The sequence below is a fragment of the Streptomyces sp. SL06 genome, from assembly GCF_058244745.1.
This window is the reverse complement of the sequence record NZ_JBSYOT010000002.1, coordinates 3,406,631-3,420,714: the sequence shown is the minus strand read 5'-3', so window position 1 is coordinate 3,420,714 and position 14,084 is coordinate 3,406,631. Positions and strand designations below refer to the sequence as shown.

At 73.3% G+C, this 14,084-nt stretch carries 15 protein-coding genes; 8 read left to right on the top strand and 7 right to left on the bottom strand.

Translation table 11 applies throughout. The features are described from left to right. Positions 1-17 precede the first annotated feature (17 nt). From AC4IHM_RS15595 to AC4IHM_RS15585, 3 genes are read left to right on the top strand one after another with little or no spacing between them, the layout of a single operon-like run. Positions 18-1,361: a sensor histidine kinase gene (locus AC4IHM_RS15595; protein WP_490867634.1), complete on the top strand. Its 1,344-nt coding sequence runs from the start codon at positions 18-20 to the stop codon at positions 1,359-1,361. Beyond that, a complete protein-coding gene (locus tag AC4IHM_RS15590; RefSeq protein ID WP_490867633.1) occupies positions 1,358-2,023 on the top strand; it encodes a response regulator in 666 nt (221 codons plus the stop codon). Before AC4IHM_RS15595 ends, AC4IHM_RS15590 begins: the two co-directional genes overlap by 4 nt. Before the next feature lie 60 nt (positions 2,024-2,083). Next, complete coding sequence (locus tag AC4IHM_RS15585; RefSeq protein ID WP_490867632.1) at positions 2,084-3,298, top strand: cytochrome P450; 1,215 nt, start codon at positions 2,084-2,086, stop codon at positions 3,296-3,298. Here AC4IHM_RS15585 and AC4IHM_RS15580 read toward each other — a convergent pair. The 3 genes from AC4IHM_RS15580 to AC4IHM_RS15570 all read right to left on the bottom strand — a co-directional run bounded on the left by AC4IHM_RS15580 (position 3,281) and on the right by AC4IHM_RS15570 (position 6,156). Then, on the bottom strand, positions 3,281-3,538 hold the full coding sequence (locus tag AC4IHM_RS15580) for a hypothetical protein (protein ID WP_490867631.1): 258 nt from the start codon (positions 3,536-3,538) through the stop codon (positions 3,281-3,283). The genes AC4IHM_RS15585 and AC4IHM_RS15580 overlap by 18 nt on opposite strands. A gap of 87 nt (positions 3,539-3,625) precedes the next feature. Then, on the bottom strand, positions 3,626-5,245 hold the full coding sequence (locus AC4IHM_RS15575) for an ABC transporter permease (RefSeq protein WP_490867630.1): 1,620 nt from the start codon (positions 5,243-5,245) through the stop codon (positions 3,626-3,628). Beyond that, a complete protein-coding gene (locus AC4IHM_RS15570) occupies positions 5,242-6,156 on the bottom strand; it encodes an ABC transporter ATP-binding protein (RefSeq protein WP_490867629.1) in 915 nt (304 codons plus the stop codon). Before AC4IHM_RS15570 ends, AC4IHM_RS15575 begins: the two co-directional genes overlap by 4 nt. A 72-nt stretch (positions 6,157-6,228) precedes the next feature. Here AC4IHM_RS15570 and AC4IHM_RS15565 point away from each other — a divergent pair, with 72 nt between their 5' ends. Next, a complete protein-coding gene (locus tag AC4IHM_RS15565) occupies positions 6,229-6,735 on the top strand; it encodes a GbsR/MarR family transcriptional regulator (RefSeq protein WP_490867628.1) in 507 nt (168 codons plus the stop codon). Positions 6,736-6,740: 5 nt separating this feature from the next. Here the strand turns inward: AC4IHM_RS15565 and AC4IHM_RS15560 are convergent, their stop codons facing one another. Further along, positions 6,741-7,613 (bottom strand): diacylglycerol kinase family protein, encoded by an 873-nt coding sequence (locus AC4IHM_RS15560; RefSeq protein WP_490867627.1) that lies wholly within the window; start codon positions 7,611-7,613, stop codon positions 6,741-6,743. 196 nt (positions 7,614-7,809) lie between these two features. Between AC4IHM_RS15560 and AC4IHM_RS15555 the strand changes: the two genes are divergently transcribed. From AC4IHM_RS15555 to AC4IHM_RS15540, 4 genes are all read left to right on the top strand, one after another. Continuing rightward, on the top strand, positions 7,810-9,093 hold the full coding sequence (locus AC4IHM_RS15555; RefSeq protein WP_490867626.1) for an adenylosuccinate synthase: 1,284 nt from the start codon (positions 7,810-7,812) through the stop codon (positions 9,091-9,093). A gap of 116 nt (positions 9,094-9,209) precedes the next feature. Then, entirely contained in the window at positions 9,210-9,731 is a 522-nt protein-coding gene (locus AC4IHM_RS15550; RefSeq protein ID WP_490867625.1) for a DUF3515 family protein, read from the top strand. Between the two features lie 60 nt (positions 9,732-9,791). Beyond that, positions 9,792-9,992, top strand: coding sequence for a hypothetical protein (locus tag AC4IHM_RS15545; RefSeq protein WP_490867624.1), 201 nt, complete (start codon positions 9,792-9,794; stop codon positions 9,990-9,992). Positions 9,993-10,081: 89 nt separating this feature from the next. After that, the gene (locus tag AC4IHM_RS15540) at positions 10,082-10,876 is read left to right on the top strand and encodes a sigma factor (RefSeq protein ID WP_490867623.1); all 795 of its coding nucleotides are present in this window, start codon (positions 10,082-10,084) and stop codon (positions 10,874-10,876) included. Here the strand turns inward: AC4IHM_RS15540 and AC4IHM_RS15535 are convergent. The 3 genes from AC4IHM_RS15535 to AC4IHM_RS15525 form a co-directional block, all read right to left on the bottom strand. Next, entirely contained in the window at positions 10,869-11,519 is a 651-nt protein-coding gene (locus AC4IHM_RS15535; RefSeq protein ID WP_490867622.1) for a putative DNA-mimic protein, read from the bottom strand. The two genes, AC4IHM_RS15540 and AC4IHM_RS15535, sit on opposite strands and share 8 nt — an antisense overlap. Positions 11,520-11,650: 131 nt before the next feature. Then, a complete protein-coding gene (locus AC4IHM_RS15530; protein WP_490867621.1) occupies positions 11,651-12,352 on the bottom strand; it encodes a GntR family transcriptional regulator in 702 nt (233 codons plus the stop codon). 157 nt (positions 12,353-12,509) lie between these two features. Further along, positions 12,510-13,865, bottom strand: coding sequence for an aspartate aminotransferase family protein (locus AC4IHM_RS15525; protein ID WP_490867620.1), 1,356 nt, complete (start codon positions 13,863-13,865; stop codon positions 12,510-12,512). Positions 13,866-14,084: the final 219 nt, after the last annotated feature.

Sequence of the window (14,084 nt, the reverse complement as noted above, 5' to 3'; positions counted from 1 at the left end):
GGCCTACCGTTGCTCCCGTGACCGAGACGACCCAGACGCGGACCGCGCCCTCCTCGAACGCGGGCGCGGCGCGCAGCCCCGAGTACCGGCTGGCCGTGAACACCCTGAGCGGCCTGCGCGAGGACCTGTTCCACGAGGCCTTCGCCTACCGTCCGCTGCCCCCCGCCGCCGCGGACGGCCCGCTGGCCCGGTGCCTTCCCGCCCGGCTGCGGCGCCACTCGGCGCGCATCCCGCACGCGGCGGTGACGCTTGTCGCGCTGCTCTGCTTCTACGGCGGCCTGGTCAGCGGCGCCGACTACGGCGCGGCGGCCCTGCTGAGCGGGCTGGTGTGCGCGGTCCCGGTGCTGGCCACGCTGGTCAGGCCGGTCGGCGCCTTCTGGCTGTCCATGGCGGCGGCCCCCGTGGCCGTGCTGCTCGGCGGCTGGGAGGACTGGCCGTGGCCGGTCGGCGCGTTCCTGTGCCACACGGCGGTGCTGGTGATCGTGGCGATACGCACCCGGCCCCGGACGGCCGCCTGGATGTGGGCCCTGACCGCCGCGTACAGCTTCGTCACCGAGTCCTTCTGGGGCGCGGGCCAAAGCGGCGGCAACTCCGCCCCGCTGCTGGTTCTCACCGCCCTCGCGCTTCTCCTGGTCTCCCTGTGGCACATCCGCCGCGACGCCCGGCGGCAGGTGACCGCGCAGGAGACGGTCACCGCGCACGAGCGGTCCCGGCGCGCCCTGCTGGAGGAGCGCACGACCATCGCCCGCGAGCTGCACGACGTGGTCGCCCACCACATGTCGGTCGTCGCCATCCAGGCCGAGGCCGCGCCCTACCGGGTGGAGAACCCGCCGGAGGAACTGGAGCGGGCCTTCGCCACCATCCGGGAGAACGCGGTGGCCGCCCTGACCGAGCTGCGCCGCGTCCTCGGCGTCGTGCGCGCCGAGGACTACGAGGCCCCGGACGCCCCGCAGCCCACCCTCGCCGACCTGGACGCCCTGCTCGCCAATGTGCGCGAGGCCGGCCTGGACGTGACGAAGGCGGTGACCGGCGCGGTGCGCGAGCTGCCGCCCGGCGTGGAGCTGTCGGCGTACCGGATCGTGCAGGAGGCGCTGAGCAACTCGCTGCGGCACGCGCCGGGGGCCACCGCCCGGGTCGAGGTCTCCTATGTGCTGGGCGGCCTGGGCCTGCGAGTCGTCAACGGCTCGATCCCCGAGACCTCCCTGGTCAAGCCCTCGCCCGGGGCCGGCCACGGCATCACCGGCATGCGCGAGCGCGTCTCGATGCTGAACGGCGGGATGACGGCGGGACCGACCGGCGACGGCGGCTACGAGGTGGCGGTGTTCCTTCCGGTCACCGCGGTGAGCGAGGGGGACGCATGACCATTCGGGTACTGATCGCCGACGACCAGATGATGGTGCGCGAGGGCTTCTCGGTCCTGCTCAACGCGATGCCCGGCATCGAGGTCGTCGGCGAGGCGGTGAACGGCCGCGAGGCCGTGCGCAAGGTCCGTGAACTCGCCCCGGACGTGGTCCTGATGGACATCCGCATGCCCGAGCTGAACGGCATCGAGGCGACGCGGGAGATCGTCGCCGCCGACGCCGCGGCGAAGGTCCTCGTCCTCACCACCTTCGACCTGGACGAGTACGTGTACCAGGCGTTGCGCGCGGGCGCCTCCGGCTTCCTGCTCAAGGACGCCTCGGCCCGCCGGCTCGCGGACGGGGTACGGGTGGTGGCGGCCGGGGACGCGCTCCTGGCGCCCTCGATCACCAAGCGCCTGATCACCGAGTTCTCCAAGCTGTCCGACGGCCCGCGCACGATGACCTCGGCCCACGGGGCGTACGGCGACCTGACCGAGCGGGAGACCGAGGTGCTGGTGCTGATCGCGCAGGGCCTGTCGAACGCGGAGATCGCCGGACGGCTGGTGGTCGCCGAGTCGACGATCAAGACGCATGTCAGCCGGATCCTGGTGAAACTGGGGCTGCGCGACCGCACCCAGGCGGCGGTCTTCGCCTACGAGGCCCGGCTCGTCACCCCGGGCTGAGCGGTGCCCGGGGTTCCTGAGCCCCTGGTCAGCGGCGGCGTCACCGGCTAGCGTCCGTCCATGGCAGCCATCGACACCTTCGACCCGTGGGACCCGGCGTTCGTGGCCGACCCCTACCCCGCCTTCGCCGAGCTGCGGGCCCGGGGCCGGGTGCACTACTACGAGCCCACCGACCAGTGGCTGGTCCCGCACCACGCGGATGTCTCGGCGCTGCTGCGGGACCGCCGCCTGGGCCGGACCCACCGGCACCGCTTCACCCACGAGGAGTTCGGCCGCACCCCGCCCCCGCCGGAGCACGAGCCCTTCCACACGCTCAACGACCACGGGATGCTCGACCTGGAGCCCCCGGACCACACCCGGATCCGGCGGCTGGTGTCGAAGGCGTTCACGCCCCGCACGGTGGAGAGGCTGCGGCCGTATGTGCGAAGGCTCGCCGACGACCTGGTCTCCAGGCTGGTCGCGGCGGGCGGCGGCGATCTGCTGCGGGACGTGGCCGAACCGCTCCCGGTCGCCGTGATCGCCGAGATGCTGGGCATCCCGGAGTCCGAGCGTGCCCCGCTGCGGCCCTGGTCGGCGGACATCTGCGGGATGTACGAGCTGAACCCGTCCGAGGAGACGGCGGCCAAGGCGGTGCGCGCGTCGGTCGAGTTCACGCAGTACCTGCGCGCACTGATCGCGGCCCGCCGCAAGGAGCCGGGCGACGACCTGGTCTCGGGCCTGATCGCGGCCCACGACGAGGACGACGACCGGCTCACCGAGCAGGAGATGATCTCGACCTGCGTGCTGCTCCTGAACGCCGGTCACGAGGCCACGGTGAACGCCACGACCAACGGCTGGCTGGCCCTCTTCCAGCACCCGGACCAGCTGGCGGCCCTGCGCGCCGACCACCGCCTGATCCCGTCCGCCGTGGAGGAGCTGATGCGCTACGACACCCCGCTCCAGCTCTTCGAGCGCTGGGTGCTGGACGAGATCGAGATCGACGGCACGGTGCTGCCGAGGGGCGCGGAGGTGGCGATGCTCTTCGGCTCCGCCAACCACGACCCGGCGGTCTTCACCGCCCCGGACCGCCTCGACCTCACCCGCCGGGACAACCCCCACATCTCCTTCAGTGCCGGCATCCACTACTGCATCGGCGCCCCGCTGGCCCGTATCGAACTGGCGGCGTCCATGACCTCCCTGCTGGAGCAGGCGCCGACGCTGCGGGCGGCGGCGGAACCGCAGCGGCGGCCGAACTTCGTGATGCGGGGGCTGACGGAGCTACGGGTGGAGGTCTGAGCGCCGGCGCCGGGCCAGCAGCCAGGCGCCCAGCGCCCACCCCAGCGCGGGCAGCAGTGTGCCGCCGAGGACGACGAGGGGCAGTTCGGTGAGCACGGCGCCGAAGTCCTGCCCGTTGTTCTCGAACCCGTTGCCGAGATGCCGCTGGGTCCGGTCGGAGGCCCCCCACAGCCATACGGCTCCCACGGCCCCCGCCGCCGACACCAGACACCCACCGCACGTCACCGCGTCTCGCCCCATGCCTGTCAGGACGCCCCCGCCCGCCCCCCGGTTCGCCGCCCCGCCTCCACCTGGGCCCGCGTCGCCGCCCGTTCCGGTCCCCGCCGCTCACACCGTCAGGTCCCGCCGCCGCAGTCCCGCCAGCCCCACTCCCACCAGCACGGCCGCGATCAGCGTCAGCACCAGTACCGGCGGCCAGTTCATCTCCTCGCCCGGCAGCTTCGGCAGATGTGCGAACGGGGACGCGTCCAGCACGCCCTGCGGCACATCCAGCGCCGGCCCGACCCAGCCGAGCAGCAGCGCCGCCCCCGCGACACCCCAGGCGGCCACCGCGCCCCGAGGCAGCACCCCGTGTAACAGCACCGCCGCCCCGCCGATCACCCACACCGCCGGCAACTGCACCAGACACGCGCCCAGGATCGCCCCGGCGTCCCGCCCGTACCCGGCCGCGAAACCGGCCCCGGCGAGCAGCATGATGAGCGCCGCGCCGCCGAAGGCGATGACGAGATGTCCCGCGGCCCACCGCAGCCGCCCCACCGCACCCGCGAGCACCGGCTCCGCGCGTCCGGAGGTCTCCTCGCCGTTCAGCCGCAGCACCGACGCCACCGCGTACAGGGCGGCGACCGTCCCGAGTATGCCGATCATCGCCGACACGAAGGCATCGGTCAGCCCGGCCTGCCCGCCCATCCGCTCGATGACCTCGCGGGCCTGCGGGCTGTCCCCGACCAGACCTGCCGCGCCCTCGGTCATCCCGCCGTACGCGACCCCGGCCAGGAAGAAGCCGGCCCCCCACCCGAGGACGGCGCCCCGCTGCAACCGCCAGGCCAGCGCACCGGCCGTCGCCAGCCGCCCGGCGGCCGGTCCGGGCCGGGTCGGCAGGAAGCTCATGCCGAGGTCCCGGCGCCCGGCGAGCCGGTACGCCACCGCGCCCTGTGCGACAGCCGCACCGGCGATCAGCGGCAGCACCCACCAGCGTTCGCCGGCGAAGGCCCGCAGGTTCTCCAGCCACCCCAGCGGCGACACCCGCGTCAGCACGGACGAACCGTCCGTCGTGGCCGAGTCGCCGGCCGCGCGCAGGACGAACGCCCCGCCCAGTACCGCCGCGGTCAGCCCCCGTGCCAGTCGCGCGCTCTCGGTCAGCTGGGCGACGATCGCCGCCGCGGTCGCGAAGACCATCCCGACCCCCGCGATCCCGAGCGCGAGCGCCGCCGCGCCGGCCGCCCCCTGCCCCGCCAGTCCGGCGAACACCAGCAGTGCGAGGACGCCGTTGGCGACCGCCGCCGTGAGCAGGGCGGCGGTCAGCGGGGCCCGGCGGCCGACCATCCCGGAGGCGACCACCTCCTGCCGGCCGCTCTCCTCCTCGTCGCGGGTGTGCCGTACGACGATCAGCAGGCTCATCACGGCGGCGAGCACGGCGGCGTACACGCCGACGCGCCAGGCCGTGAGCGCGCCGAGGCTGTCGTCGAAGACGGGTCCGACCATCGCGCGCAGGGAGGAGTTGGCCTCCATCTGCCGCATCAGGCCGGCGCGTTCGGCGGGGGTGCCGTACAGGCTCTTCAGGGCGCCCGGCATGGACAGCACGATGAGCGCGTTCACCGTGACCCAGACCGGGATCATCACCCGGTCGCGGCGCAGGGCGAAGCGCAGCAGTGTGCCGGTGCCGGCCAGTTGGCGCGAGCCCCCGGGCCGGACCGCCGGGGCCGCGCTGGTGGCGGTGGTGGTGGTCATCGCGCCGCCGCCGCACCGGGCTCGGCGGTCTCCGGCCGGTAGTGCCGCAGGAACAGTTCCTCCAGCGTCGGCGGCCTCGACGTCAGGGACCGCACGCCCGACTCGCTCAGCGATCCGAGTACGGCGTCCAGCTGGTCGGTGTCCACCTGGAAGCGGACCCGGCGGCCCTGTACGTTGAGGTCGTGCACGCCCGGCAGGCGGGCCAGTCCACCGGGGGCGCCCACGAGTTCGGCGCTCACACTGGTCCGGGTCAGATGGCGCAGCTCGGCGAGCGAGCCGCTCTCGACCGTCCGCCCCTTGCGGATGATGCTGACCCGGTCGCACAGCTCCTCGACCTCGCTGAAGATGTGGGAGGAGAGCAGTACCGTCCGGCCGCGCTCGCGCTCCTCCTCCACGCACCGCTGGAAGACCTCCTCCATCAGCGGGTCCAGTCCGGAGGTGGGTTCGTCGAGGATCAGCAGGTCGACGTCGGCGGCGAAGGCGGCGACCAGCGCGACCTTCTGCCGGTTGCCCTTGGAGTAGGTGCGGCCCTTCTTGGTCGGGTCGAGTTCGAACCGCTCGATCAGCTCGGCCCGGCGCCTCGTGTCCAGGCCGCCGCGCAGACGGCCGTAGAGGTCGATGACCTCGCCGCCGGAGAGGTTGCGCCACAGCGTCACGTCGCCCGGGACGTACGCGATCCGGCGGTGCGCCTCCACCGCGTCCGCCCAGGGGTCGCGGCCGAGTATCCGGGCGGTGCCCGCGTCGGCGCGCAGCAGGCCCAGCAGGACGCGGATGGCGGTGGACTTGCCGGCGCCGTTGGGGCCGAGGAAGCCGTGCACCTCGCCGGTCTCGACCTCCAGGTCGAGCCCGTCCAGGGCGCGCGTGCGTCCGAACGCCTTGTGGAGGCCGGAGACACTGATTGCCTTCGTCATATTTTGGAAAGTACGCTTCTTTCAGAAATTTGTGAAGTTAAGGAAGAGTCAAGAGTGAGGGATGATCGTGGGATGAGGCAACCAGCGGATCGGGCGGAGGCGGGGCGCGACCCCGAGGCGGTGTCGAGGTTCGTGGAGGGCTTCGCGGCCCAGCTCGTCGAGGCCGGGATGCCGCGGATGCCGGCCCGGGTCTTCACCGCGCTGCTGGCCTCCGACCCGGGTTCACTGACCTCCGCCGAACTCGGCGACCGGCTCCGGGTCAGCCCGGCCGCCGTCTCCGGCGCCGTGCGCTACCTCGCGCAGCAGCACATGGTGTCGCGCGAGCGCGAGCCGGGCTCGCGGCGGGAGCGGTACCGGGTGCACAGCAACCAGTGGTACGAGGCGCTCACCAACCGCGAGGCCGTCATCAAGCGCTGGGAGCGCGCCCTGCGCGAGGGTGTCGCCAGCCTCGGCGCCGACACCCCGGCGGGTCACCGCATGGCCGAGACGCTCGCCTTCTTCGAATTCGTCGACGGGGAGATCGCGGCGATGATGGAACGCTGGCGGGACCACCGCGAAAAGTCCTTCGGCGCCGGCTGACCCCCTCACCGGGCCGGCAGCGTGAGTCCCCAGGCCCCCTCCCGTACCGTCCAGGTCCGGGTCAGTACCGGTCCCGAGACCACCGAGTCGGCGCGGTAGCGGAAGTGCGCCCCCGAGACGGTCACCGTCCGTCCGCTCGCCGTCAGACGGGACGCCTCCGCGCCCACCGACAGGGGCCGCACCTCCACCAGGGCCACCCCTCCGGCGCCCGGTGTCAGCGACACCGCCTCGACCGGCTGGTCCAGGTCGACCAGCGTCCGCCCGTCGACCTCCACCCGCAGCCGGGCCGGCCCGGACGCCCCCGGAGCGGACGCGACCCGGGCCGGACGCGAGGACGCCAGCGTCCGTACCAGGGACTGGCAGGTCCGCAGCCAGGGGTGGGCCGGGTGCGCCGGCCCGTCCCCGGCAGCGGACTCGCCGTCCGCGCCCTCGTGCGGCGGCACCGGCGGAATCCCCACCGCCCCGAGCACCACCCCGTCGCTGTCGTCGACGAGCAGGTCGAGGCGCCGTTCCGTCCCGTCCAGCACCGCCCGCGCGGCGGCCACCGCCCCGGTCGGCAGCCCCAGGGACCGGGCCAGGCCGAGCACCGACCCCACCGGCACCACCGACAACGCGCAGCCCGCCAGCTCCCGCTGCTGATGCAGCAGGGCGACGGCCCGCAGCAGCGCGCGGTCGTCGCCGACCACGACGGGCCGCCGCGAGCCGCGTCGCCGCAGCGCCCGCGCGAACTCCTCCGGGCTGTCGGGCAGACACACCTTCGTGTGCGACGCACCCGCGTTGAGCACGTCTTTCGCGATCCTGACGGACTCCCCGTCCAATCGTCGGGCGCGCGGATCGATGACCACCAGGAGCTGATCGGGCGTCGCGGAAGTCGCCACCTCGGCCGTGCCTCGCTTCCTCGGGTAGCATCTTTGTGCAAGAGCCCCTTGCGCTGTCGCGCCCAGGGGCTTCGTCTATTCCGGGGCATCCGGTCCGACGGTTGGCGGCCAACGACGGTCGCGGTGTACGCGGCTGCATACCCTCCGCGTACGCCCTCGACCTTGGACATGCCCCGCCCGGAAGGGGTGTACGCGCGTGCCCGCACTTGTGCTGCTCGGTGCTCAGTGGGGTGACGAAGGCAAGGGAAAGGCGACGGACCTGCTCGGTGGCTCCGTCGACTATGTGGTGCGCTACCAGGGCGGCAACAACGCCGGCCACACGGTGGTCGTGGGCGACCAGAAGTACGCCCTGCACCTGCTCCCTTCCGGAATCCTGTCTCCCGGCTGCACGCCGGTCATCGGCAACGGCGTCGTGGTCGACCCGTCGGTCCTGTTCTCCGAGCTGAGCGGACTGAACGAACGCGGCGTCGACACGTCCAAGCTCCTGATCAGCGGAAACGCGCACATCATCACGCCGTACAACGTGACCGTCGACAAGGTGACGGAACGCTTCCTCGGCAAGCGCAAGATCGGCACCACCGGCCGCGGCATCGGCCCGACCTACGCCGACAAGATCAACCGCGTCGGCATCCGGGTCCAGGACCTCTACGACGAGTCGATCCTCACCCAGAAGGTCGAAGCCGCGCTCGACGTCAAGAACCAGATGCTCACCAAGCTCTACAACCGGCGCGCGATCGCCGTCGGACAGGTGGTCGAGGAACTGCTGGGCCACGCGGACCGGCTCGCGCCCTACGTCGCCGACACCGTCCTGGTCCTCAACCAGGCCCTGGACGACGACAAGGTGGTCCTCTTCGAGGGCGGCCAGGGCACGCTGCTCGACATCGACCACGGCACGTACCCCTTCGTCACCTCGTCCAACCCGACCGCGGGCGGCGCCTGCACCGGCACCGGTGTGGGCCCGACGAAGATCAGCCGGGTGATCGGCATCCTGAAGGCGTACACGACCCGCGTCGGCGCCGGTCCGTTCCCCACCGAGCTGTTCGACGAGGACGGCGAGGCCCTGCGCCGCATCGGCGGCGAGCGGGGCGTGACCACGGGCCGCGACCGCCGCTGCGGCTGGTTCGACGCGGTGATCGCCCGCTACGCCACCCGGGTCAACGGCCTCACCGACTTCTTCCTCACCAAGCTCGACGTCCTCACCGGCTGGGAGCGGATCCCGGTCTGCGTGGCGTACGAGATCGACGGCAGGCGCGTCGAGGAGCTGCCGTACTCGCAGTCCGACTTCCACCACGCGAAGCCGGTCTACGAGACGCTGCCCGGCTGGAGCGAGGACATCACCAAGGCGAAGTCCTTCTCCGACCTGCCGAAGAACGCCCAGGCGTACGTCAAGGCGCTGGAGGAGCTGTCCGGCGCCCCGGTCTCCGCGATCGGCGTGGGTCCGGGCCGCGACGAGACGATCGAGATCAACTCGTTCCTGTAGGACCCGCGGGCGAGCCGGCGGCCGGGACCCCGAGCGGGGTCCCGGCCGCCCCGCGCCGGGGGCCGGATACGCTGGCGGTGCCAGCGGCGGACGGACAGCGCGGAGCGGATCGGAACATGCGGATCGGTAACCCCCTGCCCGTCGGTCCGCGTCGCAGGCCCACCCTCCGGACCTGGATCTGGCCGACCGTCGCCGTGGTCGCGGTCGTGGCCGCGCTCCTCTACGTCGACGGCCACCGCGTCTCCGCCGCCCCGCACGCCGACGACCCCAAGTGCGACAAGGTGGTCTCCCGCCTGCCGAACGACATACCCGGCGCCTCCCGCGACTGGGCCCTCGGACACGGCGTCGCGTCCTGGGGCGGCCAGAAGGCGGTGTTCCGCTGCGGCGCCGAGGAACTGCAGCCGAACATCAACCTGTGTGTCACCGCGGACGGCGTCGACTGGGTCCTGGACGAGGCGCGGCTCAAGCGCGACGGTGTGAGCGTGGTGCGGACGTACGGCCGCTCACCGGCCGTGGAGTTCACCTACCGCGGTCCGCGCGAGGAGGTCGGCGGCATCCTCACCGCGCTGAACCCGGCCGTGAAGTGGCTCCCGCAGGAGCGCAAGTGCATCGGCCTGGACGAGGCCGACACCCTGTGACCCCTCCGTCCGGCCCCCTTCGCCGGGCGTCGGCGCGGGGTGTGGTGTCGGATCGGGGACATGACCGACCGTGACCGCCCCGCCTCCTGCCCGGGTCCCTACGGCGGCGCGACCGGCACCGGGGGCTGCGGCGACCCGGCCCGATTCGAGGTTGCCCGGCATCTGAGGCCGCCGCTGCGGGTGTGCCCCGTACATCTGGGGCCGTCCCTGCTGCTGGCGGACGGGGTGCTGTGGCCGCCGGGGATCTCCCTCATCAGGTGAGCCGCCCGGGGTGATTCACCGGAGTGCTCGCCCCAGGGGTTCGGGGACGCGGAAGGGAGCCCCCCACGGCGCCCGGACGATCCGCCGCGATGGCGCGCCGGTTCGAGCTGGACCGGCCCCGGCTGCGGGCGGTCGCCCACCGGATCCCGGGCTCGCCCGGCGAGGCCGACGACGCCCTCCAGGACGCCTGGCTGCGCGCCGACCGCGCGGACACCTCCGACGTGGCGAACCTCTCCGGCCGGCTCACCACCGTCGTGGCCCGGGTCTGCCTCAACATGCTGCGCGCCCGGGAGACCCGCCGCGAGCAGCGCCTCGACGAGGGCGGCGGACCACGGGCCCGCCGCCCTCGCCGGATCCGCCGCCGACCCGGAGGAGGAGGCACAGCTCGCCGAGTCGGTCGGTACGGCGCTGCTGATCGTCCTGGACACCCTGGGGCCCGCCGAGCGGCTGGCGTTCGTCCTGCACGACATGTTCGACGTGCCCTTCGACGACATCGCCGCGACGCTCGACAAGACCCCGCGGCCGGCCGCCGACCGGCCGGCCGCGCCCGCCGGCGGGTCCGGGCCGTCCCCGCGCCCGCCGCCGGCCTGCCCCGCCGGCGCCCCGCGGCCGACGCCCATCCGGCGGCCACCCTCGGCGGCGACTTCGACGCGCTGGTCGCCCTGCCCCACCCGGATGTCGTCCTAGGCGCCGGCGCCCGAGCCCTTCTCCGTCACCGGCGTGGAGCGCGTGGCCAGGGGGGGCGACGGCCCAGGACGGCCGGCTGCGCGTGGTGCTCCGCTCACCTTCGCGGACGACGGCCGCATGAACGGCATCGACGTGATCGCGGAACCGGAACGGCTGACCGGACTGGACCTCGCGGTCCCGGACCGAGGCTCAGCTGAAGACGATCATCGAACCCTGCGCCAGGCTCCGCGTCGCCGCCGAGTGCAGCCCCAGCCAGACGTGGCGCTCCCGGGCGAAGGGGCTGGAGTCGTACGGCGCGGGCACGGCCGGCTCCTCCAGTTCCGTCGGAGCGGGCGGGGGCTGCGGCGGGGCCGGCGGGTTGGCCGGGTCGATGCCGAGGGCGGGGGCGACGGCTTCCAGCTCGCGCAGCAGGGTGTGCGAGGAGCCCAGCGGTCCGCCGCCCGCCAGGAGTTCGTCGCTGGAGAGCGGGTGCGGGAAGTCGACCGGGACGTAGGCGCCCGCGTGGTCGTAGTGCCAGACCAGGTGCGACTGCTGGGCCGTCGACTCGAACATCTCCAGCAGCTGCTCGTAGTCGCCGCCGAGGTCGTCCACCGGCGTCACCGGCAGCCCGCACACCTGGAGCAGATAGGCGCGGCGCAGGAAGTGCAGCGCGTCGTAGTCGAAACCGGCCACCGGGGCGACCTCGCCGGAGAGCCCCGGCATGTACTGGTACACCGGTACCGGCGGTAGCCCGGCCTCGGCGAGCACCTTGTCGTATTGCGCGAGTTCCTCGGCGAACGGATTGTCCGGCGTGTGGCACAAGACGTCGACGAGCGGTACCAGCCACAGGTCACAGGCCAAAAGAGGGCTCCTCACACAGCACGGCGGTCAGGGTCGGCGGACGGGCGGGGTGATCAGGAAGCGTAGTCGGTGCGGGTCGCGTGCAGGTCCCATACCCATCTGGCGCCGGACCACGACACGCGCGGGGTTGGTCATCCGCCGGTGAGCCGTTCGATGAGGGCGAGCGAGTGGGCGTTGTACGCGTCGACGAGTGAGCGCGCGCCGCGGGCGTCGCGGCGGGTGAGGGCGTCGACCAGTTCGGTGTGCCCGGACCACAGCGCGCCGCGCAGGTCGCTGAGCCGGCGCAGGTGCTGCACCGTGCACACCCAGCTCTGCACGCGCAGCCGGTGCAGGAAGTCGGAGAGGTAGGGGTTGCCGAAGAGGGCGGCAAGCTCGCGCCAGTAGCGCAGGTCGTAGCCGATGAGGACGGTCAGGTCCCCGGCCTCGGCGGCGCGCTGGGCCTCCTCGCCGCGCCGGCGGACCCCGGCGAGACCGGCGGCGACGCGCGGGTCCTCGACGCTCGGGCCGCGCCGCTGCCCCCCGGTGAGGGCGAGGAACATCCCGTCGGTCACGAGGCTGCGGGCCGCGACCATGCCGCGGAAGTCGTCCACCGAGTACTCGTGCACGCGGAAGCCGCGGTGCTGGTCGGCGTCGAGGAGTCCCTGCGCGGACAGGTCGACCAGGGCCTCGCGCACCGGGGTCGCGGACACCCCGTACTGCTCGGCGATCTCCTTGACCGTGAACTCCTGCCCCGGCTGGAGCCGTCCGGCCAGAACCTCGTCACGGAGAGCGTCGGCGATCTGCTGCCGCAGGGTGCTGCGCTTGACGGCACCGGTGCGGCTGGGGCCGGGCATGGTCGGGCGTCTCCTCGTCGCGTACGGGGGCGTACTCGCACACGTCTACCGTGCACGAGCCCGCCACCCTACGCTCCCGGGGCGGTGCCCCGGCCGGTAGGCCAGGGGGGCCCGCCGGCGCGCGGGCCCCCGCCCGCCGTACGCCCCCCACCGGGGCCTACTCGGTGTACTCGTCCGCCACCGAGAGTGCCGTGTCCAGGGCTGCCAGGCCCTCCTTCAGTTCGGCCTCGGAGGTGTTGCAGGGCGGTACCACGTGGGTGCGGTTCATGTTCACGAACGGCCACAGGCCGTGGGCCTTGGCGGAGGCGGCGAACGCGGACATCGGGGTGGCCGCCTGCCCGGTCGCGTTGTAGGGCACCAGCGGCTCCCGGGTCTCCCGGTTGCGCACCAGCTCCAGCGCCCAGAACATGCCGGTCCCGCGCACGTCGCCCACGCTCGGGTGCCGCTCGGCCAGCTCCCGCAGCGTCGGCCCGACGACATCCGCACCGAGCCGCGCCGCCTGCTCGACGATGCCCTCCCGCGCCATCACGCCGATCGTGGCGACGGCGGCGGCGCAGGCCAGCGGGTGCCCGGAGTAGGTCAGCCCGCCGGGGTAGGGCCGCTCGGCGAACGTCTCGGCGATCCGCGCGGAGATCGCGACGCCGCCCAGCGGCACATAGCCCGAGTTCACGCCCTTGGCGAAGGTCATCAGGTCGGGCACCACGTCGTACAGGTCCGCCGCGAACCACGTGCCGGTCCGCCCGAACCCGGCCATGACCTCGTCCAGGACGAAGACGATCCCGTACTTGTCGCAGATCTCGCGGACCCCGGCCAGGTAACCGGCCGGCGGCATCATGATCCCCGCCGTGCCCGGGATCGTCTCCAGAACGATCGCGGCGACGGTCCCCGGGCCCTCGAAGGCGATCGTCGTCTCCAGGTGCTCCAGCGCCCGCGCGCACTCCTGCTCCTCGGTCTCGGCGTAGAAGCGCGAGCGGTACAGGAAGGGCGCCCAGAAGTGCACGACACCGGCCGCGCCGCTGTCCGAGGCCCAGCGGCGCGGGTCGCCGGTGAGGTTGATCGCCTGCTGGGTGCCGCCGTGGTACGAGCGGTACGCCGACAGCACCTTCGGCCGCCCGGTGTGCAGCCGCGCCATCCGCACGGCGTGCTCCACGGCGTCCGCGCCACCGTTGGTGAAGAAGATCTTGTCCAGGTCGCCGGGGGTCCGCTCGGCGATCAGCCGCGCCGCCTCCGAACGCGCCTCGACCGCGAACGCGGGCGCGAACGTCGTCATCCGCGCCGCCTGCTCCTGGATCGCGGCGACGACCTCGGGGTGCTGGTAGCCGATGTTGGTGTAGACGAGCCCGCTGGAGAAGTCGAGGTAGCGCTTGCCCTCGTAGTCCCAGAAGTACGACCCCTCGGCGCCTGCCACGGCGAGCGGGTCGATCAGCTCCTGCGCGGACCAGGAGTGGAAGACGTGCGCGCGGTCCGCGGCCTTCACGGCGGCGCCGGCCTGGAGAGAGGGCTGAGGAGTCATGCGGCCGAGCGTAGATGTCCGCGATGCGGAAACGGAATCGGCGTCCTGTCTGCGGTCCGGGGCTTTCCACGACAGGTTGTCGACACCTCGGCGCTCCGGCGGTCCTCGAACACCTGTCGAAGGCGCTGGGAGTCCGGTGGCCCGCCTGTTACGCAACCGTGGACAAGACCGGGTCGACGCGTGGCAGCCCCGCACTATCCTCGGGCTGTTGCCCAGGTG